This window comes from Pseudarthrobacter phenanthrenivorans Sphe3 (assembly GCF_000189535.1).
GTDB classification, from domain to species: Bacteria; Actinomycetota; Actinomycetes; order Actinomycetales; family Micrococcaceae; genus Arthrobacter; species Arthrobacter phenanthrenivorans.
Genome location: NC_015145.1, coordinates 2,858,797 through 2,883,681, shown reverse-complemented (window position 1 = coordinate 2,883,681; position 24,885 = coordinate 2,858,797). Strand labels below are relative to the sequence as shown.

At 65.7% G+C, this 24,885-nt stretch carries 23 protein-coding genes; 16 read left to right on the top strand and 7 right to left on the bottom strand.

Going from position 1 to position 24,885, the window contains the following annotated elements; all coding sequences use genetic code 11:
- Positions 1-4: 4 nt before the first annotated feature.
- Positions 5-484, bottom strand: a complete 480-nt coding sequence (locus ASPHE3_RS13325; RefSeq protein ID WP_013601732.1) for an Lrp/AsnC family transcriptional regulator — start codon at positions 482-484, stop codon at positions 5-7.
- A 171-nt stretch (positions 485-655) separates the two neighbouring features.
- Between ASPHE3_RS13325 and ASPHE3_RS13320 the strand changes: the two genes are divergently transcribed.
- The gene (locus ASPHE3_RS13320) at positions 656-1,930 is read left to right on the top strand and encodes an MFS transporter (protein WP_013601731.1); all 1,275 of its coding nucleotides are present in this window, start codon (positions 656-658) and stop codon (positions 1,928-1,930) included.
- Here the strand turns inward: ASPHE3_RS13320 and ASPHE3_RS13315 are convergent.
- On the bottom strand, positions 1,927-2,421 hold the full coding sequence (locus ASPHE3_RS13315) for an Lrp/AsnC family transcriptional regulator (protein WP_013601730.1): 495 nt from the start codon (positions 2,419-2,421) through the stop codon (positions 1,927-1,929). The two genes, ASPHE3_RS13320 and ASPHE3_RS13315, sit on opposite strands and share 4 nt — an antisense overlap.
- Positions 2,422-2,570: 149 nt before the next feature.
- The gene (locus ASPHE3_RS13310; RefSeq protein WP_013601729.1) at positions 2,571-3,812 is read right to left on the bottom strand and encodes an MFS transporter; all 1,242 of its coding nucleotides are present in this window, start codon (positions 3,810-3,812) and stop codon (positions 2,571-2,573) included.
- Positions 3,813-3,919: 107 nt separating this feature from the next.
- Here ASPHE3_RS13310 and ASPHE3_RS13305 point away from each other — a divergent pair, with 107 nt between their 5' ends.
- Entirely contained in the window at positions 3,920-4,894 is a 975-nt protein-coding gene (locus ASPHE3_RS13305; RefSeq protein ID WP_013601728.1) for a LysR family transcriptional regulator, read from the top strand.
- Between the two features lie 103 nt (positions 4,895-4,997).
- On the top strand, positions 4,998-5,945 hold the full coding sequence (locus ASPHE3_RS13300) for an N-acetylglucosamine kinase (RefSeq protein ID WP_041652949.1): 948 nt from the start codon (positions 4,998-5,000) through the stop codon (positions 5,943-5,945).
- Between the two features lie 23 nt (positions 5,946-5,968).
- Here the strand turns inward: ASPHE3_RS13300 and ASPHE3_RS13295 are convergent, their stop codons facing one another.
- Positions 5,969-6,991, bottom strand: coding sequence for a pirin family protein (locus ASPHE3_RS13295; RefSeq protein ID WP_013601726.1), 1,023 nt, complete (start codon positions 6,989-6,991; stop codon positions 5,969-5,971).
- A gap of 215 nt (positions 6,992-7,206) precedes the next feature.
- On the opposite strand from ASPHE3_RS13295, the gene ASPHE3_RS13290 reads away from it, so the two are divergent.
- From ASPHE3_RS13290 to ASPHE3_RS13265, 6 genes are all read left to right on the top strand, one after another.
- Positions 7,207-8,307: an ABC transporter ATP-binding protein gene (locus ASPHE3_RS13290; protein ID WP_013601725.1), complete on the top strand. Its 1,101-nt coding sequence runs from the start codon at positions 7,207-7,209 to the stop codon at positions 8,305-8,307.
- Entirely contained in the window at positions 8,307-9,038 is a 732-nt protein-coding gene (locus tag ASPHE3_RS13285) for an ABC transporter permease (protein WP_013601724.1), read from the top strand. The genes ASPHE3_RS13290 and ASPHE3_RS13285 overlap by 1 nt, the downstream gene beginning before the upstream one ends.
- On the top strand, positions 9,035-9,778 hold the full coding sequence (locus ASPHE3_RS13280; protein WP_013601723.1) for an ABC transporter permease: 744 nt from the start codon (positions 9,035-9,037) through the stop codon (positions 9,776-9,778). The genes ASPHE3_RS13285 and ASPHE3_RS13280 overlap by 4 nt, the downstream gene beginning before the upstream one ends.
- Entirely contained in the window at positions 9,775-10,737 is a 963-nt protein-coding gene (locus ASPHE3_RS13275) for an ABC transporter substrate-binding protein (RefSeq protein WP_013601722.1), read from the top strand. The genes ASPHE3_RS13280 and ASPHE3_RS13275 overlap by 4 nt, the downstream gene beginning before the upstream one ends.
- A 99-nt stretch (positions 10,738-10,836) precedes the next feature.
- Entirely contained in the window at positions 10,837-12,057 is a 1,221-nt protein-coding gene (locus tag ASPHE3_RS13270) for a pyridoxal phosphate-dependent aminotransferase (protein ID WP_013601721.1), read from the top strand.
- Between the two features lie 53 nt (positions 12,058-12,110).
- A complete protein-coding gene (locus ASPHE3_RS13265; RefSeq protein ID WP_013601720.1) occupies positions 12,111-12,965 on the top strand; it encodes a polyphosphate kinase 2 family protein in 855 nt (284 codons plus the stop codon).
- A 10-nt stretch (positions 12,966-12,975) separates the two neighbouring features.
- On the opposite strand, the gene ASPHE3_RS13260 is transcribed toward ASPHE3_RS13265, so the two are convergent.
- Both ASPHE3_RS13260 and xseA read right to left on the bottom strand, forming a co-directional pair.
- On the bottom strand, positions 12,976-13,194 hold the full coding sequence (locus ASPHE3_RS13260; protein ID WP_013601719.1) for an exodeoxyribonuclease VII small subunit: 219 nt from the start codon (positions 13,192-13,194) through the stop codon (positions 12,976-12,978).
- Positions 13,187-14,527 (bottom strand): exodeoxyribonuclease VII large subunit, encoded by a 1,341-nt coding sequence (xseA, locus tag ASPHE3_RS13255; protein WP_013601718.1) that lies wholly within the window; start codon positions 14,525-14,527, stop codon positions 13,187-13,189. The genes ASPHE3_RS13260 and xseA overlap by 8 nt, the downstream gene beginning before the upstream one ends.
- A gap of 161 nt (positions 14,528-14,688) precedes the next feature.
- On the opposite strand from xseA, the gene ASPHE3_RS13250 reads away from it, so the two are divergent.
- Positions 14,689-15,540 (top strand): hypothetical protein, encoded by an 852-nt coding sequence (locus ASPHE3_RS13250; RefSeq protein WP_013601717.1) that lies wholly within the window; start codon positions 14,689-14,691, stop codon positions 15,538-15,540.
- A gap of 9 nt (positions 15,541-15,549) precedes the next feature.
- Positions 15,550-16,629 carry a 4-hydroxy-3-methylbut-2-enyl diphosphate reductase gene (locus tag ASPHE3_RS13245; protein ID WP_013601716.1) on the top strand — a complete coding sequence of 360 codons (1,080 nt, stop codon included), beginning with the start codon at positions 15,550-15,552 and terminating at the stop codon, positions 16,627-16,629.
- A 111-nt stretch (positions 16,630-16,740) separates the two neighbouring features.
- On the opposite strand, the gene ASPHE3_RS13240 is transcribed toward ASPHE3_RS13245, so the two are convergent.
- The gene (locus ASPHE3_RS13240; protein WP_013601715.1) at positions 16,741-17,931 is read right to left on the bottom strand and encodes a DNA recombination protein RmuC; all 1,191 of its coding nucleotides are present in this window, start codon (positions 17,929-17,931) and stop codon (positions 16,741-16,743) included.
- 101 nt (positions 17,932-18,032) lie between these two features.
- Between ASPHE3_RS13240 and ychF the strand changes: the two genes are divergently transcribed.
- The 5 genes from ychF to ASPHE3_RS13215 all read left to right on the top strand — a co-directional run bounded on the left by ychF (position 18,033) and on the right by ASPHE3_RS13215 (position 24,884).
- Positions 18,033-19,118 carry a redox-regulated ATPase YchF gene (gene ychF / locus ASPHE3_RS13235; protein WP_041652944.1) on the top strand — a complete coding sequence of 362 codons (1,086 nt, stop codon included), beginning with the start codon at positions 18,033-18,035 and terminating at the stop codon, positions 19,116-19,118.
- 62 nt (positions 19,119-19,180) lie between these two features.
- Positions 19,181-20,947: an ABC transporter family substrate-binding protein gene (locus ASPHE3_RS13230; RefSeq protein ID WP_013601713.1), complete on the top strand. Its 1,767-nt coding sequence runs from the start codon at positions 19,181-19,183 to the stop codon at positions 20,945-20,947.
- A gap of 270 nt (positions 20,948-21,217) precedes the next feature.
- Positions 21,218-22,888: a peptide ABC transporter substrate-binding protein gene (locus ASPHE3_RS13225; RefSeq protein ID WP_013601712.1), complete on the top strand. Its 1,671-nt coding sequence runs from the start codon at positions 21,218-21,220 to the stop codon at positions 22,886-22,888.
- 126 nt (positions 22,889-23,014) lie between these two features.
- Complete coding sequence (locus tag ASPHE3_RS13220; RefSeq protein ID WP_013601711.1) at positions 23,015-23,944, top strand: ABC transporter permease; 930 nt, start codon at positions 23,015-23,017, stop codon at positions 23,942-23,944.
- Positions 23,934-24,884: an ABC transporter permease gene (locus ASPHE3_RS13215; RefSeq protein ID WP_013601710.1), complete on the top strand. Its 951-nt coding sequence runs from the start codon at positions 23,934-23,936 to the stop codon at positions 24,882-24,884. Before ASPHE3_RS13220 ends, ASPHE3_RS13215 begins: the two co-directional genes overlap by 11 nt.
- Position 24,885 lies beyond the last annotated feature (1 nt).

Here is a 24,885-nt window from a genome sequence, read left to right as displayed (position 1 = left end):
TCCCTCAAGCGCCCGACGCTTTGGCGAGGCCGCTGATGAGCGGCTCGGTCCGGTAGGGGATGTGGGTGTGCAGGGCCAGCACTGTTTCGGTGCGTATAACACCCTTGATCCTCAGGACCTGCCGGAGTGAGGACTGGAGGTTGTGCGTGTCCGTGGCAACCACCCGGCACCAGACGTCCCCGCGCCCCGAAATCTCATGGACCTCCAGCACCTGGGGTATCAGCCTCAGTGCGGCTATTACCCCATCCAGTTCCCGGTGCGAGACCTCGATGGTCACGAAGGCCACCACGTCATATCCCACCGCGTCCAGATCCACTTCCCGGCCCCCGGGCCGCAGCACTCCGGCCCGGATCAGCCGCCGGACCCTGGTCTGCGCCGTGTTCCGGGCGATGCCAAGGGCCTCGCTGAGCTCGCCGATCTGGCTCCTGGGGTCCCGGATGAGTTCCAGCAGGATCTTCAGGTCGGTGGCATCCAAGGTCTTCATATGGTCATTCTCCACCACACCCAGAGCGCAGAGTTGATGATTTTGCTCAAATTCAGTGGCGTTTACACACCATAGGAGCAGAAGTGCCGCACTCTTGTGCCATCGGATATCCACCCCGCGAAGGCCTCCCACAAGGATCAGCTGCCGCGGTAGAACCAAAGGCGGCACCTTATGACGGTCTTCAGCGAGCTTCGCATGCGCCCTGCGCCGGCAGCTGCACGCGCAGGCTGGGATGCTTCCACCACCGCACGGCTGGTGATGGCGGGCGCGGTCATCTTCGTGCTGCTGGTTGGCGCCAACCTGGCAACACCGCTGTATCCCCTGCTGCAGGCGGAGCTCGGGTTGTCCACGCTGGGAGTAACGGCCGCATTCGCCAGCTACGTTCTGTCGCTGGTGGCCACGCTCATGCTCGCCGGGCACTGGTCGGACCACATCGGCCGCCGGGCAGCCCTCATCCTCGCTGTCGCCATCGGCCTGGCAGGCGGCTGGCTCTTTGCCGAGGCAAGGACCCTTGTTGAATTGTGCGCCGGACGGGCCCTGCAGGGCGCAGCCGTGGCGATGGCCACCGGTGCCAGCGCCGCAGCACTGCGCGAGCTCCTCCCGTCCCGCCCCGAGTGGGCGTCCCGGTTCACCCTGTTGGCATCCTCCGGGGGTGTGGCGGCCGGACCCGTCATTGGCGGGCTGCTGTCCCTCCTGCCGGACGCCACCGCGGCTCCGTACTACATCCACTCACTGGTCCTGGCCAGCCTTCTGGTGCCGCTGTACCTCCTGCGCGCCCGGCCTGCTATCACGCCGCCTGCCCCGTCACGGCCGCTGCTGGCACTCGCACCCCGCCGTCCCTCCGTGTCACGGGAAGCGAGGGGTGCATTCTGGCTTGCTGCCGGCGTCGGATTCCTTAGCTTCGCGGTCTTTGGCTTCTGCCTCTCGCTGGCCCCGGGCTACTTTGCGCAGGTCCTGCAGACGGACTCCCGTCCCCTTGTGGGGGTGCTTGCAGGCCTGGCACTCGGTTCCTCGGCGCTGAGCCAGCTCCTGACCCTGCGGGGGCGCTTCGTCGTCCCCGCAGGGCTGGCGGTGCTCGGCGGGTCCGTCCTGCTCCTCGGGGCAGCCGGAACCTGGCAGAATCCGCTGTTGCTGGTGGCAGCCGCCACCGCCGCCGGGGTGGGCCAGGGCATCGCCTTCCGCACGGTCTTCAACCAGGTGGCCACCAGGGTGGAGGCATCCCGGCACGCCCAGATCGTCAGCACCGTCTACGTCATCACCTACCTCGGCAGCGCAGTTCCCGTCCTTGGGTTGGGCTGGGCGGCGGGAATCTTCGGCGTGCCGGCAGCGGTCATGGGCTTCGTGGTGGCCTGCGGGGCGGCAGCCCTGGTCCTTTCGGCAGTGACGCTACGTCTCGCGATAATCGATGGCCGGGTGGCTGCCGGCCCGGCCGGCTGTGGCCGCTAGTCGGGCAGGGGCCCGTGGTTGCCTTGGATGTGCTCAAACACCAGGGTGGTCTCGGTGTGGCCCACCACGGGGTCCGTGGCGAGGTTGTCCAGCACCCAGTCCCTGAGGTCCTCGGTGGTGGCGACGGCGATGTGCAGCAGGTAGTCCACCGAGCCTGAAGTGTGGAACGTGGAGAGCACCGCCGGCAGGTGCGGCACGCGGGCAGTGAAACGGTCAATCTGGTCGCGGTCATGGGCGCGCAGGCGCACCGCCACCAGGGCCTGTACGGAGCGTCCGATCGCCGAGAGGTTGAGCTTTGCCTCGTAGCCTTTGACGATTCCCCGCTCGGACAGGGCGCGGGTCCTCATCAGGGCAGTGGAAGGGGCGATTCCCACCAGTTCGGCGAGCTGTTTGTTGGAGATCCGGGCGTCCGCCACCAGGGCCGCCAGCAGACGTTCGTCAATCGCATCCAGCGGTTCCGGGTGCGCACCCGGCCTGGGATTCGTGCTCACTGCAGCTCCTCAAAATCGTCCTGGCTTCATCCTAGACCTGCAAATGCGCGCGATCATGTCCCCTCATTGCCACTCTTCCGAATTTTCGGGCTGCGTGTTCCGCTTGCGGGCCAGATAATTTCGTGCGGGGTTGCCGGGGATGCGGCGGTCTATGCCGCCGTGCGTTCCGTCCGGGGATGGACGACGGCGACGGCGGCCGCGGTGAGGCAGGCCAGGATCATCACTGCCGCAGCAAGGGCATTCCAGCCGAGGGACTGGAATGCCAGGCCGCCTGCCCAGCCGATAATGCTGGACCCCAGGTAGTAGGCCAGGTTGTACAGCGACGCGGCCTGCGCCCGACCGGTGCTGGCCAGTGCGCCCGTCCAGCCCGCCCCGATGCTATGGGCAGCGAAGAAGCCGCCCGTGAACACCACCAGCCCCGCCAGGATGAGGGCGAGTGACTGTGTCAGCGTCAAGGCAAGGCCCGCCGTCGAAAGCGCCAGTCCGGCAAGCAGGACGGCGCGCCGGCCGAAGCGGAGCGTGAGCCCTGCAGACCAGCGCGAGGTGACCGTTCCGGACAGGTACGCAAGGAAGATGAGGCTGATGAGCGTTGCTGCCAGGCCAAAGGGCTCGGCTGAGAGCCGGAAGCCCAGGTAGTTGTACACCGCCACGAACCCGCCCATCATCAGGAACGCCTGGCCGTACAGGACCAGCAGGCGGACATTCCGCAGGTGGCCGGCGAGTGTGCGGAGTGCACCGCGGATGCCGGCGGCCGGAGCGGCCACGAAGCCGCGGGCACGCGGCACCAAGAGCAGGAAAGCCACGGCGGCAACCGTGGCGAGGACGGATACAGCCAGCGCTGCCGCCCGCCAGCCCCAGAGTTCGCCTGCCGGTCCGGCCACGAGGCGGCCCGCAAGGCCGCCCAGCGTGGTGCCGGCAACGTAGCTTCCGGCCGCGAGTGCTGCATGCGCCTTGCTGACTTCCTCATTGAGGTACGCAATGGCGATCGCGGGGATGCCGCCCAGCGCCATGCCTTCCAGTAACCGCAGGGCCAGCAGCATGCCGAAGCTGGTGGACAGCGGCACCAGCAGGCCCAGGACGGTAGCCACGGAAATCCCCCAGGCCATCGCCCTCACCCGGCCGATCCTGTCTGCCAGGAAGGACCAGGGGATAACCGTCAGTGCAAGGCCAACGGTGGCAAGGGAAATGGTGAGCGCTGCCTCGGCCGCACTCACTTGCAGGTCCCTGGCAAGGATCGGCAGCACGGCCTGGGTGGAGTAGAGCTGCGCAAAGGTGGCCACGCCCGCAAATGAGAGGCCGGCGAGGATCCTGGCGTACGCCGTCGAGCCCTTGGCGTGCCCGGCCCAACCGGGGGAGGGGCTGGTGCCGGCGGAACGAACGGGGTGTGCCATTCCGCCAGACTAGCTCCCATCGGATAGATGCCTCCAATGCATGTTTCGTGTAAAACTGATAGCCATTCCGCATGCTTCAGGCAAGGCAATAGAAGTAGGAGACCAGGGTGGAACCGGACCAGAAGCAGCTGGCGCAGCTGCTTCCGCTCCTGCCCGTACTCGCAGAGTTGGGCAGGACGGAGCACGTGACGGAAACCGCGGAACTACTGGGCGTGCCGCAGTCGACGGTCAGCCGCGCGCTGGCCCGCGCGAGCGCTGTTGTAGGTACCGAACTCCTGGTCCGGGAGGGCAGGGGAGTGCGGCTCACTCCTGCCGCCCGCACCCTTCTGCCTTACATTGAGCAGGCACTGGCCGCGTTCCAGACGGGGCTCGACGTGGTCCGTGACGAGTCGGACGTGGTGCGCGGCAGGATCTCACTTTCGTTCCAGCACACCTTCGGCGAGGCGGCCCTTCCGCTCCTGATCAGCGCCTTCCGCAGCCGCCACCCCGGCGCCGCCTTTACCTTGAGCCAGGGCGCACGCAGTACCTGCCTCGAGGAACTGGCCTCCGGTGAGTCCGACATGGCGCTGACGGCACCGGTCGCGCCGCCTGGCCGCAACCTGTCCTCGGCACCGCTGTACCGCGAACCGCTGCGGCTGGTGGTGCATCACAGCCACCCCCTGGCGGGCAGGAGCACGGCCGCGCTGGCCGATATCAGGTCCGAACCTTTCGTTGCCCTCGGGCCCGGCTACGGGATGCGCTCCCTGACGGATGCACTTTTCCGCGAGGCCGGCTACCGGCCACGCATCGCCTTCGAAAGCCAGGACTCGCACACAGTCCGAGGCCTGGTATCCGCAGGCCTCGGCGTGAGTATCCTGCCCCCGGGCGGCGATGCTCCGGGCCGCACCGTAAGCCCCGGCACCGGGAACCTGGGCTGGGTTGAAGTTCCCCTGGAGTCCGCCCTGGCCTTCCGCGAGGTAGGCCTTTCCTGGCGGCGGCGGAAGCCGGGCTCCGAGCCCGTGCCCGTCAGGTTGTTCCGGGACATGGTGGTCACGGAGGGGCCGGGGCTGTTGGCCGGCATGGTCCGGCAGCGGTCCCACTGAAAGGCATCCGAGCCCACTGGAAGGCATCCAGGCCCACTGACAGGCGCCCAGTACAGCGTGGCAGGTGGGTCAGATGTTGCTCCAGCACCATTACCCTTGTGACGTGACTAATGCTGAAAACTCCTCCACAACCGCGCCGCTACCGGGCGGTCCGGCCTCTAGTCCGCTCCGCGGCGTGATCATCGGGCTCGATATCGGCGGGACCAAGACGCACGGGGTCCGTTTCGAGGACGGGGTTCCGGTAGCGGACGAGTCAGCAGGCAGCTCGAACGTGCAGAACGTGAGCCGGGATGAGGCAGCAGCCAACCTCGCCGACCTCTTTGCGCGCATTGGCGGCGGGCAGGTTTCCCAGGCTTACGCCGGCTCCGGCGGGATCGACACAGCAGACGACGCTGCCGCCCTGGCGTCACTGATCCAGCCGCATGTGCCCGGCGCCCGGGTGACCGTGGTCCATGACTCGCGCCTGCTGCTGGCGGCGGGCCATGCCAGCACCGGGGTGGCGGTGATTGCGGGAACGGGTTCGGCCGCCTGGGGCAGGAATGCCGACGGCGGTGAAGCCAGGGCAGGCGGCTGGGGCTACCTTCTCGGGGATGAAGGCAGCGGTTACTGGCTGGGGCGCGAAGCTGTCCGCCACAGCCTTCGGCAGATGAACCGGGGACTGCCGGCCGATGAGCTCACCATCGCCCTCCTGCGGTCCTGTGGAGTGGACGATCCCAACCGCCTGATTGCACTCTTCCATTCGCCCGGCACGGGCCGCCGCTTCTGGGCGCAGCAGGCCCGGCTGGTGGTGGAGGCGGCAGCCGCCGGCCACCCGGAGAGCCAGGCCCTGCTGGACCAGGCCGGGGAGGATCTCGCCGCACTGGCGTTGCAGGTTCTGGGTCAGCTGCACATCAAGGGGCCGGTGATCCTGGGCGGCGGCCTGGGCATGCACGTGGCACCTCTCCAGGAGTCCTTCCGCCGCAACCTCATGGATGCGGGTGTGGCGGACATCCGGGTGCTGGACCAGGAACCCGTGTTCGGCGTGCTCCAGCTGGTGGCAGAGCAGGCCTGACAGGGAGGCAAGCCGGCGGAGTCTTATTCCTGTGCCGTCCGCTTCCGGGGCGTGAGCCGCACACCGGGCAGCGGGGGAGCAGGAATCCGCCCGGCCTCCGGTCCGGCGCCGGGGCCGTGACCCGGTACCAGGCCGTACCGCGCTGCGGCCGCCGCCGTTTCCGGCAGGTCGCCCTGCGCTTCCCAGTCGCTCCGGGCCTGTTCCACTTCCTCGTGGGTGCGGCCAACGAAATTCCACCACATCAGCAGCTCCTCCTGGAACGGCTCGCCGCCGATCAGGAGGAAGCGCGTTCCGGGAAGTGCCTGCAGCTGCAGCTGGTCCCGTCCCCGGCCCAGGTAGCCCAGCGGACCGGGAGGAAGGTCCTGGCCGTCCACCGCCAGGCCGCCGTCGAGTACCAGGATGCCGTGCTCAAAGTCCCCGTTCAGCGGCAGAACTGCGGCACCGTCGCACAACACATCGGCTCCGATGATCGGCGAGTACATGGTTGCCGGTGATGCGACGCCCGCGAGTTCACCCACCATGACGGTGGCCGTGAAGCCCTGTCCGCTGGCCTTGGGCAGTTCCCGGTGCTGTTCGAAGGCCGGCTGCCGGTGCCTCTCATGGTCAGGCAGTGCCACCCAAAGCTGCAGTCCGCGCTGTACCGGGAGATCCTCCCCGGCAGGCGGCGGGACAGCGAATTCCGAGTGGGACACGCCGTATCCTGCCGTCATGATGTTCAGTTCCCCCGGCCGGACCACCACGTCGCTGCCCACGCTGTCCCGGTGCCGGATATGCCCGGCAAGTGGCCACGTCACCGTCTGCAGGCCGATATGGGGGTGCGGGAGCACGGACATTGCGGTCCGGTCAGGGCCGAAGCTGTCCAGGAAACACCACGCCCCGATGGTGGGAAGGCCGCGCTGCGGCAGCGTCCGCTGGACGTTCATTGCCCTGACTCCGCCGAGCGGCACCTCGCGCTGCGGCCACAGCTGCAGGCAGGGTCCTGAGCTGCCCCCCTCAGCCGCCGGCGGACAGACTTCCTGCTGGGGCGCTAACTCCAAGTTGGTCACATCTCCACTGTAGGCCTGCCGGGACCGCCCGTGGAGTGGATCCCATCCGCGGCCTTCGCGGCTCCGAATGGTTACGGAAAGGATTCCTTTGCCCGGATTTGGCTGCGCTGCAGGTGTTGCCGGCCCAGGTTTGGGTTACCGTAACTAACAGCGTGCTGATGACAATGTCGCGGTGCTGCCAACAGCCCGTCCCAGAGAACAGGTAAGTCCGCACTATGGACCAGGCGATGATCGAGTTCCAGAACGTTACCAAGCAGTACCAGGGCGGGCAGCCGGCTGTGGACCAGCTCTCCATGTCCATCAGCAAGGGCTCCATCACCGTCCTCGTCGGTCCCTCGGGCTGCGGCAAGACAACCACGCTGCGCATGATCAACAGGATGGTGGAGCCAACATCCGGCGTCATCACTGTGGACGGCAAGGACGTCACCTCAGTGCCGGCGCCCGAGCTGCGCCGCTCCATGGGGTACGTGATGCAGTCGGCAGGGCTGCTGCCCCACCGGTCCGTGCTGGACAACATAGCCACCGTGCCACGGCTGAACGGCGTGTCCAAGGCCGAGGCCCGCCGCCGCGCCGGGGAACTGCTGGACGTGGTGGGCCTGGCGCATTCACTGGGCAAGCGCTACCCGTCCCAGCTGTCGGGCGGCCAGCAGCAGCGCGTGGGGGTTGCCCGCGCGCTCGCGGCCGATCCTCCCGTCCTCCTCATGGACGAACCCTTCAGCGCCGTCGACCCCGTGGTCCGCGACGAACTCCAGCAGGAACTGCTGCGGCTCCAGAAGGACCTGGCCAAGACCATCGTGTTCGTCACCCACGACATCGACGAAGCCACTGTCCTGGGCGACAAGGTTGCGGTCTTCGCGGTGGGCGGAAAGCTTGCCCAGTACGCCACCCCCGAGGAGATCCTGCGCGCGCCGGCCAACGACTTCGTAGCCTCCTTCGTGGGCCGGGACCGCGGGTTCCGGCACCTGGGTTTCACCCCGTCCGACGGCGTCACCCTCCATCCGGTGCCCACGATCGTCCGCGGCCGCGCCGGGAGCGCTGCTGATCCAGAGTCGACAGGCGGCTGGCAGCTGGTGGTGGACGAGGAGATGCGCCCGCTGGGTTGGTCCACTCCCGGCGCTGACGGCGGCCTAATTCCCGGCGGTTCCCTGTTCCGTCCAGGCGAAAGCCTGCGCCGGGCGCTGGACGCTGCCCTTTCCTCACCCTCAGGCCTGGGCGTGGCGGTGGACAGCGAGGGCAAGGTGCAGGGCGTGATCCGGGGCGGTGAAGTACTGGCCCTCATCGAAGAGGCGCGCCAGATCCGGCAGGCAGCACTCTAATGGAATGGTTCCTCGCCAACAGCGGCATGGTCCTGGAGCGGGCCGGCCAGCACCTGCTCCTGGCGTTGGTCCCCATGGTCCTTGGACTGGCCATCTCCATCCCGCTGGCGCAGCTGGCACGGCAGAACCGGCCGCTCCGCTCCGTGGTGCTGACAGCTTCCTCGCTCCTTTACACCATCCCCTCGCTGGCCCTGTTTATCATCCTGCCCACCATCCTGGGCACCAGGATCCTTGACCCGCTCAACGTGGTGGTGGCCCTGACCATCTACGCCGTGGCGCTGCTGGTCCGCGCAGCCCTGGATGCCTTCGACTCGGTCAGCGGGGACGTCAGCCAGGCCGCCGTTGCCATGGGCTACAAACCGTTGGCCCGGTTCCTGCACGTGGATCTGCCGTTGTCCCTGCCCGTCCTTTTCGCCGGGCTCCGGGTGGTCTCGGTCAGCAACATCTCCCTGGTCAGCGTGGCAGCACTGCTGGGCATCGGAAACCTGGGGATGCTGTTTACGTCGGGGCTGCAGCGGGGCTTCATTACCGAAATTGTGGTGGGCATCATCGCCATCCTCATCCTTGCATTGCTCATGGACGCCTTCCTCGTCCTGCTGGAACGGCTCGTTACGCCCTGGGAACGGGCCGGGAGACGGGAAAACCGGGAGCAGGAGGCGGCTTCCGTCGATGAGGCAGCGGGAGCCGCCCTGCGCCTTGCGGAGCCGAAGACCGGCGGAGGAAACCCATGAGCGTCTTCTCCGACACCTTCGCCTGGCTTGCCGATCCGGAGAACTGGACCGGCAGCGCCGGGATACCGGCCCGGCTGGCCGAGCACCTGCAGTACACCGGCCTGGTGATGCTCATCGCCGCCGCCATCGCGGTACCCGTCGGGCTCTATGTGGGCCACACGGGCCGGGGAAGGGTAGCGGTGGTGGCCCTCGCCGGGGCCCTGCGCGCCCTGCCGACACTTGGTTTGCTGACGCTCTTTGTGCTGGTCGCCGGGATCGGACTGATGCCGCCCATCTGGGCGCTGGTCATCCTCACCGTTCCGCCGCTGCTCGCCGGCACCTACGCCGGAATCTCCAGCGTGGACCGCACTGTGGTGGACGCTGCCCGGGCCATGGGCATGACCGAACTGCAGGTCCTGTTCCGTGCCGAGCTGCCCAACGCACTCACGGTGATGTTCGGCGGTTTCCGCACCGGCGTGCTCCAGGTGATCGCCACCGTTTCCGTGGTGGCCTACATCAACCTCGGCGGCCTCGGCCGGTACCTTTTCGACGGACTGGTGCTCAGCGACTTCCCGCAGATGCTCGGAGGTTCCCTGCTCATCGCGGCGCTGGCAATCGCCGTCGACCTCGTCCTGTCCCTTTTCCAGAGGCTGTTCCTGGCAACAGGCGCCTCGAGGCAGTCCCGCCGCAGCCAGCAGGCTACGGCCGATCTCACAGACCCCGTCCTCACGGAGGCTGTAGTACAAGGAGGTAAACCATGAAAGAACGCCATCCACAACGCCTCGGCAGGCGCGGATTCGGCGGGCTCGCCGCCGGGCTGGGCCTGGCTGTGGCCCTGTCCGCCTGCGGAGGATCCTCCGATCCCCTCAGCGAGGCGCCGGCCACCAGCGGTCCAGCTTCCGGGGAAGCCACTTCCCTGGTGGTGGGCTCGGCTGATTTTCCCGAAAGCCAGATCGTGGCCGAACTGTACGCCGGAGCCCTGAACGCCTCCGGCGTCACCGCCACCACCAAACCGAACATCGGCTCCCGCGAGGTGTACTTCAAGGCAGTCCAGGACGGCTCGGTGGATGTGGTGCCGGATTACACCGGAAACCTGCTCCTGCACGTGGACAAGGCAGCCACCGAAGAATCCGCAGAGGACATCGCCAAGGCGCTGCCCGAGAAGCTGCCGGATGGCCTGGCGGTACTGGAACCGTCCAAGGCGGAAAACAAGGACGCCATGGTGGTTACCAAGGCAACCGCCGAGAAGTACCAGCTCAAGTCCATTGAAGACCTGGCAAAGGTCTGCAGCGAAATCGTGGTGGGTGCCCCCGCCACCTTCGCTGAGCGCGCTTACGGCCTGCCCGGCCTGAAGGAGAACTACAACTGCGAGCCCAGGAAACTGGAGCCCTTCAGTGACGGCGGCGGCCCGGTGACGCTCAAGGCGCTGCTGGAGGACCAGGTGCAGGTGGCGGACATCTACACCACCACGCCGTCCATCGCGGACAACGACCTCGTGGTGCTGGAGGACCCCAAGAACAACTTCATCGCCCAGCAGGTGGTTCCGCTGTACAACGAGGCGAAAATGACCGACAAGGCAAAAGAAGCTCTCAACTCTGTTTCCCGCATCCTCACCACGGAGGACCTGATCAACCTGAACAGGGCCGTCAGCGGCAGCCAGAAGCAGGGCGCCAAGGAAGCCGCGGATGCCTGGCTCAAGGAAAAGGGCATCGTCAAGTAGCAGCCGCCGTCGTCCGTCCCGGCGGGCGTGAAGCCCGCCCCCCATCCTTGTGGCCGACGTCTCAACGGCCGCCCATCCTTCCTGTGGCATATTTGAGGGATGGCAGAATTCAGGCAGTCCACAAAGCTCAATAACGTCCTTTATGACATCCGTGGACCGATCCTCCAGGCCGCACAGCAGATGGAAGCGGAGGGTCACCGGATCCTCAAACTGAACATCGGAAACCCCGCTCCGTTCGGATTCGAAGCGCCGGACGCCATCCTGGTGGACATGATCCGGCACCTGCCGCATGCCCAGGGCTACAGTGATTCCCGCGGCATCTTTTCTGCCCGGACCGCCGTTTCGCAGTACTACCAGACCCGCGGGATCCAAAACATCCATGTGGACGACATCTACCTGGGCAACGGCGTCAGTGAACTCATCACCATGTCCCTGATGGCACTCCTTGACGACGGCGATGAAGTCCTGATCCCCACCCCGGACTACCCGCTGTGGACCGCTTCCGTGGCGCTGGCCGGGGGCAGGCCCGTCCACTACCTCTGCGATGAGGAGACGGGCTGGCAGCCGGACCTGGAGGACATGGAAGCCAAGATCACGCCGCGCACCAAGGGCATCGTGGTGATCAACCCCAACAATCCCACCGGAGCGGTGTATCCCGAAGAGACGCTGCGGAAGATTGTGGCGCTGGCGGAGAAGCACGGCCTGGTGGTCTTCGCCGACGAGATCTACGAGAAGATCCTGTACGAGGACGCCGTTCACATCAACCTGGCCGGACTCACCGGCGACGACGTCCTGTGCCTGACCTTCAGCGGACTGTCCAAGGCGTACCGGGTGTGCGGCTACCGCGCCGGCTGGATGGCCATCTCCGGCCCCAAAAAGGACGCGGCGGACTACCTTGAAGGGATCAGCCTGCTGGCCAACATGCGCCTGTGCGCGAATGTCCCGGCCCAGCATGCCATCCAGACCGCCCTTGGCGGATACCAGAGCATCAACGACCTGATCCTGCCCGGCGGACGCCTGCTGGAACAGCGCAACAAGGCCTACGACATGCTCAACGCGATCCCGGGCGTCAGTACGCAGCAGGCCAGGGGAGCCCTGTATCTCTTCCCCAAGCTGGACCCGGAGGTCTACCACATCCGCGATGACGAGAAGTTCGTCCTGGACCTGCTTCGGGAGCAAAAGATCCTGGTCTCGCACGGCCGGGCGTTCAACTGGGTCCGCCCGGACCACTTCCGGATGGTGACCCTGCCCAACGTCAAGGACATTGAAGAGGCAGTGGGCCGGATGGGGGACTTCCTCAGCAGGTACCAGGGGAACTAGCCTGTGCTCACGGGCGCTTTGCTCCCGTGCAACTTCAGGGAAAGGGACACCCCATGGCTGGCGACATTGGCTTTGATCAGCACGCATCCGAGACCCTGCGGGCGGGAAAGGACTTCTCGCTGGCAGCCCTCGATCCTGATTCCACTCCGGGGTACAGCGGCACCAAGGAGGACGGCCAGGCCCTGCTGGCGGAAATGGACGACGCGCTGGCGGAGCTCCAGGAGAAATTGTTTGCCGAATCGCGGTTTGGCGGCCGCAAACGCATCCTGCTGATCCTCCAGGCCATGGACACGGCGGGCAAGGGCGGCATCGTCAACCATGTGATGGCCGCCATGAACCCCCAGGGCGTCCAGTTCAAGGCCTTCAAGGCACCCACGGAGGAGGAGAAGTCCTACGATTTCCTTTGGCGGATCGAGAAGGAAGTGCCGGCCGCCGGAATGGTGGGCGTATTCGACCGGTCCCACTACGAGGACGTCCTGATCCACCGCGTCCACCGCTGGGCCAGCCCCGCAGAGATCAAGCGGCGCTATGTAGCCATTAATGAATTCGAGGCGCGGCTCACTGAATCCGGCACCAAAGTGGTCAAGGTGATGCTCCACATCAGTGGCCAGGAACAGAAGGAGCGGCTGCTGGCCCGGCTGGACAACCCGGCCAAGCACTGGAAATACAGCCGGGGCGACCTGGACGAACGTGCCTTCTGGGACGACTACATGAGCGCATACCAGGCGGCGATCGACGAGACCAACACCGCGGACGCCCCCTGGCATGTCATCCCCGCCAACAAGAAGTGGTACGCCCGGATCGCCGTACAGCAGCTGCTGCTGTCCACCATGGAGGGCCTGGACCTCCAATGGCCCAAGGCGGAGTTCGAGGTCGCGCTGGAACGGGAGCTGGTGGCGCGGTCCTAGGGACCTGCTGTTAGAGCGGCTGGTCGCGGGCGGCGGCCAGCCGTTTCCTGGCACCTTCCAGCCACTCCTCGCAGCGGGCTGCAAGGGCTTCGCCGCGTTCCCACAAGGCAAGCGACTCCTCAAGGCTGGCGCCGCCGGCCTCAAGTCTTCCCACCACGGCGATGAGCTGTTCGCGGGCTTCTTCGTAGCTCAGGGCCTGGACGTCTTTTCCTGGTTGCTGCTCAGTCATTGGGTTCTCCGGTTTCCGTGGCGTGTTGTTCGAGTGTTCCGGTGGAGGTTGCGCCGAACCGGCCCTCAGCCACCCGGATGGAAAGGGGCGCTCCGGCCGGGGCTTCGGCCGGCCGGCGGACCACGGCGTGGCCCGATGTACCCGATTGTCCGGCCCGTTTTCCGGCGAGTTCCACGACGGCGTACCCCCGGTCCAGGGTCTTCTGCGGCGACAGCGCCCGCACCTGCGCCTTCAGGTGCTCCAGCTGGTCGGCGGCCCGGACCACGGTTGAACTCACCGCCGCCGAGGACCTCCTGAGCAGCCGCTCGATTTCCTCGGCGCGGACAGTGACGAGTCCTTCGGGCGCTGCCAGCACCGGCCGTGAATGCAGGGAGGCCAGGCGGTCCGATTCCCTGTCCACCAGCCGCTCCATGCACCGCCGCAGCTGGACACGGGCCTGCCGGACACCGGCAAGTTCCTCGGAAACTTCGGGCACGATCCGTTTGGCAGCGTCAGTGGGGGTGGAAGCCCGCAGGTCTGCGACGTCGTCCAGCAGCGGCCTGTCCGCCTCGTGCCCGATGGCGCTGACCACGGGCGTGACCGCGGCCGCCACTGCCCGGATCAGTTCCTCGCTGTTGAACGGCAGGAGGTCCTCCAGGGCCCCGCCGCCCCGGGCAATGACGATGACGTCCACTTCAGGCGCGGCATCGAGGTCACGGAGGGCGCGGACCACCTGCGCCACGGCGGTGTTCCCCTGGACCGCCACCTCACGGATCTCGAACTCCACGGCCGGCCAGCGGAGGGCCGCATTGCGCTGGATGTCCTTCTTGGCGTCCGAGTCCCGCCCGGTGATGAGTCCGATGCGGTGCGGCAGGAGGGGCAGGGGTTTCTTGCGGGAGTCAGCGAAAAGGCCTTCCGCGGACAGTGCCTGGCGCAGGCGTTCGATCCTGGCAAGGAGGTCTCCCAGCCCCACGGGGCGGATATCGCGCACCAGCATGTTCAGCCGGCCCGTCTTGAGCCAGAACTCCGGTTTCAGCAGGGCCACCACCCGGGACCCGCGTTCCAGCGGAAGGTTCTGGCGTTCCAGGACCTTGGTCCAGACAGAGGCAGGGAGGGACACTTCGGCGTCAACATCGCGCAGGGTCAGGTAAGCGTTGCTTCCGCGCCGGTTCAACTCAATGACCTGGCCCTCAACCCAGGCGGACGGCGTACGGTCAATATGCGCCTTGAGCTTCTGGGACAGCAGCTGGAGCGGCCACGGGTTGTCCGGGCTGGTCTCGGCAGCCGTGGCCGGCAACGTGGTGGGCGCGGTGAGCTGCTGGCCGGGGGCCGAAGGCAACGCCTGTTCAGACATGCGAACGCCTTCGAGGGGCAGGAACTGCGGGCATGGGGTCCTTCGTCCGTTTTTCGGCTGTCTTTCAACCTTATCCATAAGCTGTACCACCAGGGACTGACAGGATCCGGTCAGGCGGTCCGCCTAGGATGGGTTGACCGCCATCAACTGAAGGATCCGCTGTGCGTACTTTTGTTTCTGCTGCCGCCACCGTGCTGGCAGTCCTGCTGGCCGCGGTGGCAGTTCCGGCCATCTGGCTGGACCGCAACATCGTCCAGGAGCAGGGCTTCGTGGAATTGGCGGCTCCGCTCGGGAAAAACTCGGAGTTCCAGCAGCAGCTGGCCGTGGCCGCCGTGGGAACCATCGACACCAGCGCTGTCCCTGGCTTCCTCTCGGATCTGGTCCAGCCGGTGCTGGAGGACGCCGCGTCGTCCCTGACAGGGCTGCCGGAATATCCCGCCGCATGGGAGGAAACGCTGCTGAAGAGCCACCGGCTCAGCTTCGCCGCCCCGGGAACGGACGACGGCGGAGCCTCCTCCGCTTCATCGCTCACCCTTGACGTCGCTCCGCTGGTGGCGCTGGGCGCCGGGGAGATTTCACGTACCACCCGCCTCCCGCTGGATCCGCCGGAGCAGACCCTGATCAACGTGGGCCAGCCGGAGCACAAGGAATGGACTGAAAGGCTGTCCACTTACGCACCCGGCGGCTACCTGCTCGCCGGGGGATCCGCCGTTGCCCTGCTCCTGGCCCTGGTGGCCGCCCGCCGCCGCTGGACGGTTCTTGCCGGTGCGGGAGCCGGTGCGCTGTTGCTGGCGGCCGGCTGGGCATTCGGTTCCCAGGTTGCCTCCAGCGCCGTCGTGTCCGCGGACAGCGGAAATGAGGTTGCCAACATGTTCAGGAATGAGTTCGTGGCGGCCTCGGCTGCGGATTTCCAGGCCTGGACTGTGGCGGCGGCACTTGCCGGCGCTGTGCTGTTGCTGCTCGGCCTTGCGGCGGGGCTGTTCTCGCGGAAGCGGGCACGGGCCACCCGGTAGCATGGAGTCATGACCCCCTCAGCTGTTTCCCTTTCGATGCCAACCGTCCCGCGTAGGCGCCGCTCGCCTGAGGAAGTAGCTGCCGCAGCTCCCGTATCCGGAACCAAGAAGGTGCTGCTCGCTGCTCCGCGCGGCTACTGCGCCGGCGTTGACCGGGCTGTCATCGCCGTTGAGAAAGCCCTGGAACACTACGGTCCTCCGGTCTACGTACGGAAGCAGATCGTGCACAACGTCCACGTGGTCAGCTCCCTTGAGGAACAGGGCGCCATCTTCGTCGATGAAACTGATGAGGTCCCCGAAGGCGCCCTGGTGATCTTCTCTGCCCACGGCGTATCACCGGCTGTGGTCCAGTCGGCAGAGGACCGGGGCCTGCGCACCATCGATGCCACCTGCCCGCTGGTCACAAAGGTCCACAAAGAGGCCGTCCGCTTCGCCAAGGACGATTTCGACATCCTTCTGATCGGCCACGACGGCCATGAGGAAGTCGAGGGCACCGCCGGTGAAGCGCCTGAACACATCCAGATCATCAACGGCCCGCACGAAGTGGACAAGGTCACGGTGCGGGACCCGGAAAAGGTCATCTGGCTCTCGCAGACCACGCTCAGCGTGGACGAAACCATGGAGACCGTGAGGCTGCTCAAGGAGCGGTTCCCCACGCTGCAGGATCCCCCCAGCGACGACATCTGCTACGCCACCACCAACCGGCAGGTGGCCATCAAGAAGATCTCGCCGCAGGCGGACCTGGTTATCGTGGTGGGCTCGGCCAACTCCTCGAACTCCGTCCGTCTCGTAGAAGTGGCCCTCGAATACGGGGCCAAGGCCTCCTACCGCGTTGACTTCGCCAACGAGGTGGACGAGGCCTGGTTCGAAGGGGTGGCCACCGTTGGCGTGACATCGGGTGCGTCCGTCCCGGAAGTCCTGGTCAAGGACGTGCTGCGACTGCTGGCCGATTACGGTTACGGCACCGTGGAGGAAGTGGTCACCGCGGAGGAGGACCTTTTGTTCTCGCTGCCCAAAGAACTCCGCGCCACCCTCAAGCAGGCCGGCGACGTCAGCCGGGCGCTGGGCGGGCGCCGGGCGCGCAGCTGACTCTCCGCTCGGATTTTTCCCGTGCAGCTGACTCTTCGCGTCCGCGGATGATTCTCACGGAAGTGGGCCTGGCAGTCTGCCAGGCCCACTCTTGGTTGTACCGCCGCCTGTTCAGGCGGCTTCGTCGTCGCTTTGCAGTTCCGGCGCGGCCAGTGCCCGCGGGGTGACCTCGACGACCGGCGGCGCCGCAAGCCCGGACTCCTCCAGCGAGTTCAGTTTCCGGGCAGTGGGCAGGACACGGGCTTCCAGGGTCCCCACCATGGCGTTGTAGCGGTCCACCGATGACTTCAGCGACGCGCCCAGTTTGGTGACGTTCTCGCCCAGGGTGCCCATGCGGTCGTACAGCTGCCGTGCAAGCTCGAACAACTCGCGGGCACTGTCCGTCAGGACGTCCTGGCGCCAGGTGAACGCCACGGACTTGAGGACGGCGAGCAGCGTGCTGGGGGATGCAAGCACCACGTTCTTGGACAGGGCGTAATCAAGCAGGCCGGCGTCGGCGGTGAGGGCAGCGGCAAGGATGGATTCGGCGGGGATGAAGCAGACCACCAGCTCAGGGGAGTTCCCGGGAATGTCCCAGTATTTCTTGTTGCCCAAGGAGTCCACATGTGCGCGCAGGGCTTTGGCATGGGCGGCCAGCAGCGCCTGCTGGTTGCGGCGTTCCTGCCCCGTTCCCAGGTCCTGGGCTTCCAGGTAGGACGACAGCGGGACTTTGGCATCAACCACCAGCTGTTTTTCGCCCGGCAGCTGGACCACCAGGTCGGGCCGGACGCCGGACTCGCCTCCAGTGCTGTGCACCTGCTCCACGAAGTCGACGTGACGCAGCATGCCGGAAGCTTCCACCACGCGCCGCAGCTGGACTTCTCCCCACTGCCCGCGCGCGCTGTTGGACCGCAGGGCGGACTCCAGTGCGTGGGTGGAACGGATCAGCTGCTCATCCGAGAGCCGGGCCTCCTGGAGCTGCTGCGCGAGCTGGCCGTATTGTTCCACCCGGTCGCGCTCCAGCAGCGCCACCTGCTGCTGGACAGCGGTGAGCTTCTCCGCCACGGGCGCAAGCGCCCGCAGCACGCTGCCGTCCTGGGACCGTGCCTCGCCCAGCTCACGGTTCTGTGCCGACAAAAGCCGCCGCTCGGCGTCGGCCGCGGCAAACTGTGCGGTGACCTCCGACAGCCGGGACGACACGGCGTCGAAATCCTCCTCCAGGCCGCGCGTGTTTTTCCGCAGCACAAAGAACGTGGCCCCGGCACCGGCGAAGGCGCCCAGCAGCAGCATGAACAAAGCAAGAATCAACGCGAAAGCATCCATGCCCTCACTGTTGCACGGGGCTGTGACATTTTGCCGAAGCGACATTTGCGCCCGCGGACGCCGGAGCGCTTGACCGCCCGCTGCGGGTAGAATCAATGCTCGTGGCTCTTACTATTGGCATCGTCGGACTGCCCAACGTCGGCAAATCAACTCTCTTCAACGCGCTCACCCGCAACCAGGTCCTGGCCGCGAACTATCCGTTCGCCACCATCGAACCGAATGTCGGCGTCGTGAACCTGCCCGACCCGCGGCTTGAGAAGCTCGCCGCCATCTTCGGCTCACAGCGGGTACTGCCTGCGGCCGTCTCGTTCGTGGACATTGCCGGCATCGTCAAGGGCGCTTCCGAAGGGGAAGGCCTGGGCAACCAGTTCCTGGCGAACATCCGCGAGGCAGAAGCCATTGCCGAAGTAGTGCGGGTCTTTGACGATCCCGACGTCATCCACGTGGACGGCAAGGTGGATCCGCGTTCCGATATGGAGACCATCAACACCGAACTGATCCTCGCCGACCTGCAGACCATCGAGAAGGCCATTCCCCGGATCGAAAAAGAGGTCAAGATCAAGAAGCGCGAGGCTGCCGAGCTCGCCGCGATCAAGGCCGCGCAGGCAGTGCTGGAGCGCGGTGACACCATCTTCTCCTCCATCAAGAGCGACAAACTGGAGATGGAGCACCTCAAGGAGCTCAGCCTCCTGACCGCCAAGCCCTTCATTTACGTCTTCAACGTGGACGAAGGCATCCTGGGCAGTCCTGAAAAGCAGGAGGAACTGCGGGCCATGGTGGCACCGGCGGACTGCATCTTCCTGGACGCGAAGCTCGAAGCGGACCTCGTGGAACTCGACGAGGAGGAAGCCCGGGAAATGCTCGAAATGAACGGCCAGGACGAGTCGGGCCTGGACCAGCTCGCGCGCGTCGGCTTCCACACGCTGGGGCTGCAGACCTACCTCACGGCCGGCCCCAAGGAAACCCGCGCCTGGACCATCCGCCAGGGTGATACGGCACCACAGGCAGCCGGGGTGATCCACACCGACTTCCAGCGCGGCTTCATCAAGGCCGAGGTTGTGGCGTTTGACGACCTGATTGCGGCCGGTTCCATGGCCGAGGCCAAGTCGCGGGGTAAGGTCAGGATCGAGGGCAAGGAATACGTCATGGCCGACGGCGATGTGGTGGAGTTCCGCTTCAACGTCTAACCCGTTTCAGGCGGCTTTCGCGCGGGTAGGTAAGTAAAGTTCCGCGTCAGAAGGAGGGGGACATGCCGGTCAGGCGACTGATGCAGTGCATCGCCGCTGCGGTGGCGGCTGTACTGGTCCTGTCCGGCTGCTCCGGAAACGGCGGCAGCGCACCCGTTGTGGTGGGGGAGGCCAAACGCGGAGGCAGCGTGACTGTCGCCGAGGTCAACGTCTTCTCCTCCTTCAACCCGTACAGCGCCGGCGGGAACACGGACATCAATTCGAAGATCGGCTACATCACCCATTCGGGTTTCTACTATCTCGATGATGCTGCCAAGGTGGTGCGGAACGAGAAGTTCGGGCGCTACGAGAAGGTCTCGGACCAGCCGTTGAAGGTGCGCTACACCGTCAACGAAGGCGTCAAGTGGTCCGACGGCGAAGCGATCGACGCCGGTGACCTCCTCCTGAGCTGGGCGGCCGGTTCAGGATACTTCAACGACGCGGACCCGGCGGCAGGGACGGGCACCACATATTTCTCGGTCGCCTCCGACACCAGCGGCCTGGCCAGCACCGTCCTCCCCGAAATCGGTGACGATGGACGGTCCATGACCCTTGAATACGCTGCGCCCTACGCGGACTGGGAAGTGGCGTTCGACGTCGGGTTGCCGGCGCACGTGGTAGCGGCCAAGGGCGGGCTCAACGATGAAGAGGACCTCATCGACCTGATCAGGGACTCGCCCCGCGGCGACGTGGAAGCACCCGCCGTCAATGCGCCGCTCAAGCGGGTTGCCGACTTCTGGAACTCCGGATTCGACTCAAAGGGCCTTCCCCAGGACCCCTCGGTGTACCTCTCCAGCGGCCCGTACATCGTGCGCGACATCGTCCCCGAGGTTTCCATGAAACTGGTGCGGAACCGCGACTACGTCTGGGGGTCGGAACCCTGGCTGGACGAGATCAATGTCCGCTTCACCGGTGCAGTAACCGCGGCAGTCGACGCCCTGCGGGGCGGCCAGGTTGACATCATCTCACCGCAGCCTGCAGCCGGTACGGAGGAACTCTTCGCGGGACTCGCAAACCAAGGCAACACCGTTGAACGCTACAACCAGTCCGGCTACGACCACCTCGACCTCAAATTCTCCGGGCCGTTTGCCGAGGAGGCAGTGCGTGAGGCGTTCCTGAAGACTGTTCCCCGCCAGGCGATCGTGGACGCGGTGGTGGGGGACCTGCTCCCGGAGGCCAAGCCGCTTGACTCGCACGTCTTCCTGCCGGGGCAGCCCAAGTACGAGGACACCGCCAGGAATAACGGCTCCTCGGAGTACGCGGAGGTGGACATTGCTGGCGCCAAGGCCCTACTGGACGGCGGGACGCCTACCGTCAGGATCCTCTACAACCGGGACAACCCCAACCGGGCCGCGGCGTTTGCCCTGATCCGTGAATCCGCCGCCCTTGCCGGCTTCACGGTGGTAGACGCAGGACAGGGGAGCGCCGACTGGGCGCGGTCGCTCGGCGGCGATGGCTACGATGCCTCACTGCTGGGATGGATCGGCAGCGGCGCTGGCGTGAGCCGGGTTCCCCAAATTTTCCGCACCGGCGCGGGCAGCAACTTCAACGGCTTTTCCGACGGCGACGCGGACAAAGTGATGGAGCAGCTCGCGGGCACTACCGATTTGGGCAAACAGGACGAGCTCCTGGCTGAAATCGACAAGCAGATCTGGGAGAGCGCCTACGGCCTCCCGCTGTACCAGACGGTGGGCACGACCGCCTTCAGCCCCCGCGTGGCGGGAATCAAAACGAGTTCGGGTCCACTGGGCGTCTGGTGGAACGTGTGGGACTGGCGCCTCGCCTCCTAGCCTTCAGTGCTTTGCCCGTGATGGCCTTCACACTTTCGATTCGCCGTTAGCCCTACTCGCGAGTAGCATGTGACTTGCACAACTTCCGTTGACCGACTAAGCGTTCAGTTCAAGCCCGGTCACGGTTTGGCAACGGAGTACCAGTATCTGGACTTCGTGCGGTTAGGCTACTCACATATGTAGGTTGCGTCACAGCAGTAACAGCTGCGTCTGGCCTGCGGGGAAGCACAAGATTCCCCTCGTTATCTCCCACAACTCATAGGAGGCGGAATGCGTTTTACGCGCACTTCCAAAGCACTGGGCATCGTGGCAATCGCCGCGCTCGCCCTGACCGGCTGCGGCGCTGGAGGCGGCAGCACTGACGGAGCCAGCGACGCCGCCGGCGACCCGAACAAGGTCATCACCGCCTACAGCAACGAGCCACAGAACCCGTTGCTGCCGGCCAACACCAACGAAGTCTATGGCGGCCGCGTTGTCGAGCTGCTGTTCGAAGGCCTGACCAGCTACAGCCCCAGCGGCGAGTCGGTCAACGCCCTCGCCGAGTCCATTGAGTCGCCGGACGGACAGAACTACACCATCAAGGTCAAGAGCGGCACCAAGTTCACCAACGGTGAGGAAGTCACCGCCAAGAGCTTCGTCGACGCCTGGAACTTTGCGGCCCTGAGCACCAACGCCCAGGCCAACAGCAGCTTCTTTGAGTCCATCGAGGGCTATGACGCAGTCAGCGCCACCAAGAAGGAAGGCGACACAGAGGTCCCTGCCCCCACGGCGCAGACCCTGTCCGGCCTGGTCCTGAAGGACGACACCACCATTGAGGTCAAGCTGGCCCAGCCGGAAGCCGACTGGCCGCTGCGCCTCGGCTACACCGCCTTCATGCCGCTTCCGTCCCAGGCCATTGCCGATCCCAAGGCCTACGGCGAAAACCCGGTGGGCAACGGCCCTTACAAGATGGCCAAGGAAGGCGCCTGGCAGCACGACAGCCAGATTGAACTCGTCAAGAACGAGGACTACTCCGGCACCCGCGAAGCCAAGAACGGCGGCGTGACCTTCAAGTTCTACACCGATCCGGCTCCGGCCTACACCGACATCCAGGCCAACAACCTGGACGTGACGGACGTTCTTCCCACCAACGCCTTGAAGACCTACACCACGGACTTCCCGGAGAACCACCTGAACAAGCCGTACGCAGGCAACTCCACGCTGAACATCCCGGGCTACCTGCCCGAGTTCCAGGGTGAGGCCGGCAAGCTGCGCCGCCAGGCCATCTCCATGGCAATCAACCGCGACGAGATCACCAAGGTCATCTTCAGCGGCACCCGCATCCCGGCCAAGGACTTCACCTCCCCGGCTGTGGACGGCTACAACGAAAACGTCGAAGGTTCCGAGGTCCTGAAGTTCGACGCCGCCAAGGCCAAGGAAACCTGGGAGAAGGCCAACGCCATCACCCCGTGGCCCGCCGACAAGACGCTGCAGCTCGCCTACAACACTGACGGTGGCAACAAGGAATGGATCGACGCCGTTGCCAACAACCTGAAGAACAACCTGGGCATCCAGGCCGAGGGCCAGCCCTTCGCCAAGTTCGCCGAGCTCCTGGACCTGCGTAAGTCCAAGACCCTCCCCGGCGCCGCCCGCGCCGGATGGCAGGCTGACTACCCGTCGCTGTACAACTTCCTCGGCCCGCTCCTGAGGACCGGTGCCAGCGCCAACTACGAGGGCTACTCCAACCCTGAGTTCGACAAGCTCCTCGACGAAGGCCTGGGCTCGAAGTCCACGGACGACGCCAACGCGAAGTTCACCGAGGCGCAGGAACTCCTGTTCCAGGACCTGCCCAACCTCCCGCTGTGGTACTCCGCACGCCAGGTCGTGTGGAGCCAGAACGTCACCAACGTGGACAGCGGCTGGAACGGCGTCATTCAGTACTACAACATCACCGCAAAGTAGTCCTGAGACCGTCCAACTCAACTAGCTAGTGGGGGTCCGGCAACAGCCGGGCCCCCATAGCCTTGATACCGGCAGGAAGCTGTCCCACATGAATTTCCCCCATACTTCAACCCTGGAGGGTGCGCTGTGATCCGGTTCATCCTCCGGCGGCTGCTCCAAGTCATCCCCGTTTTCCTGGGCACCACGCTGTTGGTCTACTTCATGGTGTTCGCCCTTCCCGGAGATCCCATCAGGGCTCTCTTCGGCGACCGTCCCCCCAGCGAGGCCGTGATTGCGGCCCTGCGCCGGCAGTACAACCTGGACCAGCCCTTCTGGGTCCAGTACGGACTGTTCCTCAAGAACCTCTTCACCTTCAACCTGGGTGTCGACTTCACGGGCCAGCCCATCGCCGCCACGTTGGGCAGGGTCTTCCCCGTCACGGTGATGCTCGCCCTCGAAGCATTGGTCATTCAGGCCGTTTTCGGCATCGGGTTCGGCCTCATCGCCGGCCTCCGCAAAGGCAAAATCTTCGACTCAACGGTACTGCTGGCCTCACTCGTCGTCATCGCCATCCCGATCTTCGTGCTGGGCTTCGTCCTGCAGCTGGTCTTCGGCGTGTACCTCGGCTGGGCCAAACCAACGGTGGGCACCGACGTCAGCTGGGGCACCCTGCTGCTTCCGGCATTCGCGCTGGCCCTGGTCTCCTTCGCTTATGTACTCCGGCTCACCCGCGCCTCGGTCATCGAGAATTCCACCGCCGACTACGTCCGGACTGCCACCGCCAAGGGCCTTTCGCGCCCCCGCGTGGTGATGGCGCACATCCTCCGCAACTCCATGATTCCCGTGGTGACCTACCTGGGTGCCAGCCTGGGCGGCCTGATGGGCGGCGCCATCGTCACTGAAGGCATCTTCAACGTCCCCGGCGTCGGGCAGAAGCTCTACCAGGCGATTCTCCGGAGCGAGGGACCCACCGTCGTTGCCATCGTCAGTGTCCTGGTGCTGGTGTTTGTTGTCGCCAACCTGCTGGTGGATTTGCTGTACGCCTGGCTTGATCCGAGGATTCGCTATGAAAAGTAACCAAGACACCACCCACTTCGTTGCCCCGCTGGAGGAGACCCCTCTGCTGGCAACGGATGCCGTCAAAACGGACCAGGCCCCGCTGAGCCTGTGGGCAGATGCGTGGAAGAAGCTCCGCCGTCGTCCTCTGTTCATTGTGTCCGCAGTGATGATCCTGGTCATCCTGATCGTGGCGTTCTTCCCCGGCCTGTTCACGCAGACAGCTCCCAACGACAACTGCCAGCTGGCCAATTCGGATGGGGCACCCTCAGCGGGACACCCGTTCGGCTTCACCTTCCAGGGCTGCGACGTGTACGCCCGCGTCATCTACGGCACGCAGGCATCCGTCATGGTTGGAGTCTTTGCCGTCATCGGCGTGCTCCTCGTGGGTGTGACCCTCGGTGCGCTTGCAGGCTTCTACGGCGGCTGGATCGACGCCGTCATCGCCCGTCTCGGCGATATCTTCTTTGCACTGCCGCTGGTGCTCGGCGCACTGGTGGTCACCCAGTTGCCGTTCTTCCGCGAAAACAAGAGCGTATGGACGGTCATCATGATCATCGTGCTGCTCGCGTGGCCGCAAATGGCAAGGCTGACGCGTGGTGCCGTGATCGAAGTCCGGAACGCGGACTTCATTACTGCAGCCCGCTCACTGGGCGTCTCCAGGATCCAGACCCTGATCCGCCACGTCCTGCCCAACGCGCTGGCCCCCATCATCGTCCTGGCCACGATGGAGCTTGGCGTGTTCATCGTGCTGGAGGCAACCCTGTCATTCCTTGGCATCGGCCTGCCCGGCAGCATCATGTCCTGGGGCAATGACATCTCGGCGGCGCAGTCCTCGATCCGCACCAACCCGGCGGTGCTGCTGTACCCGGCCGCCGCCCTGTCCATCACTGTCCTGAGCTTCATCATGCTGGGTGACGCCCTGCGCGACGCCCTGGATCCGAAGAGCCGCCAGCGATGAA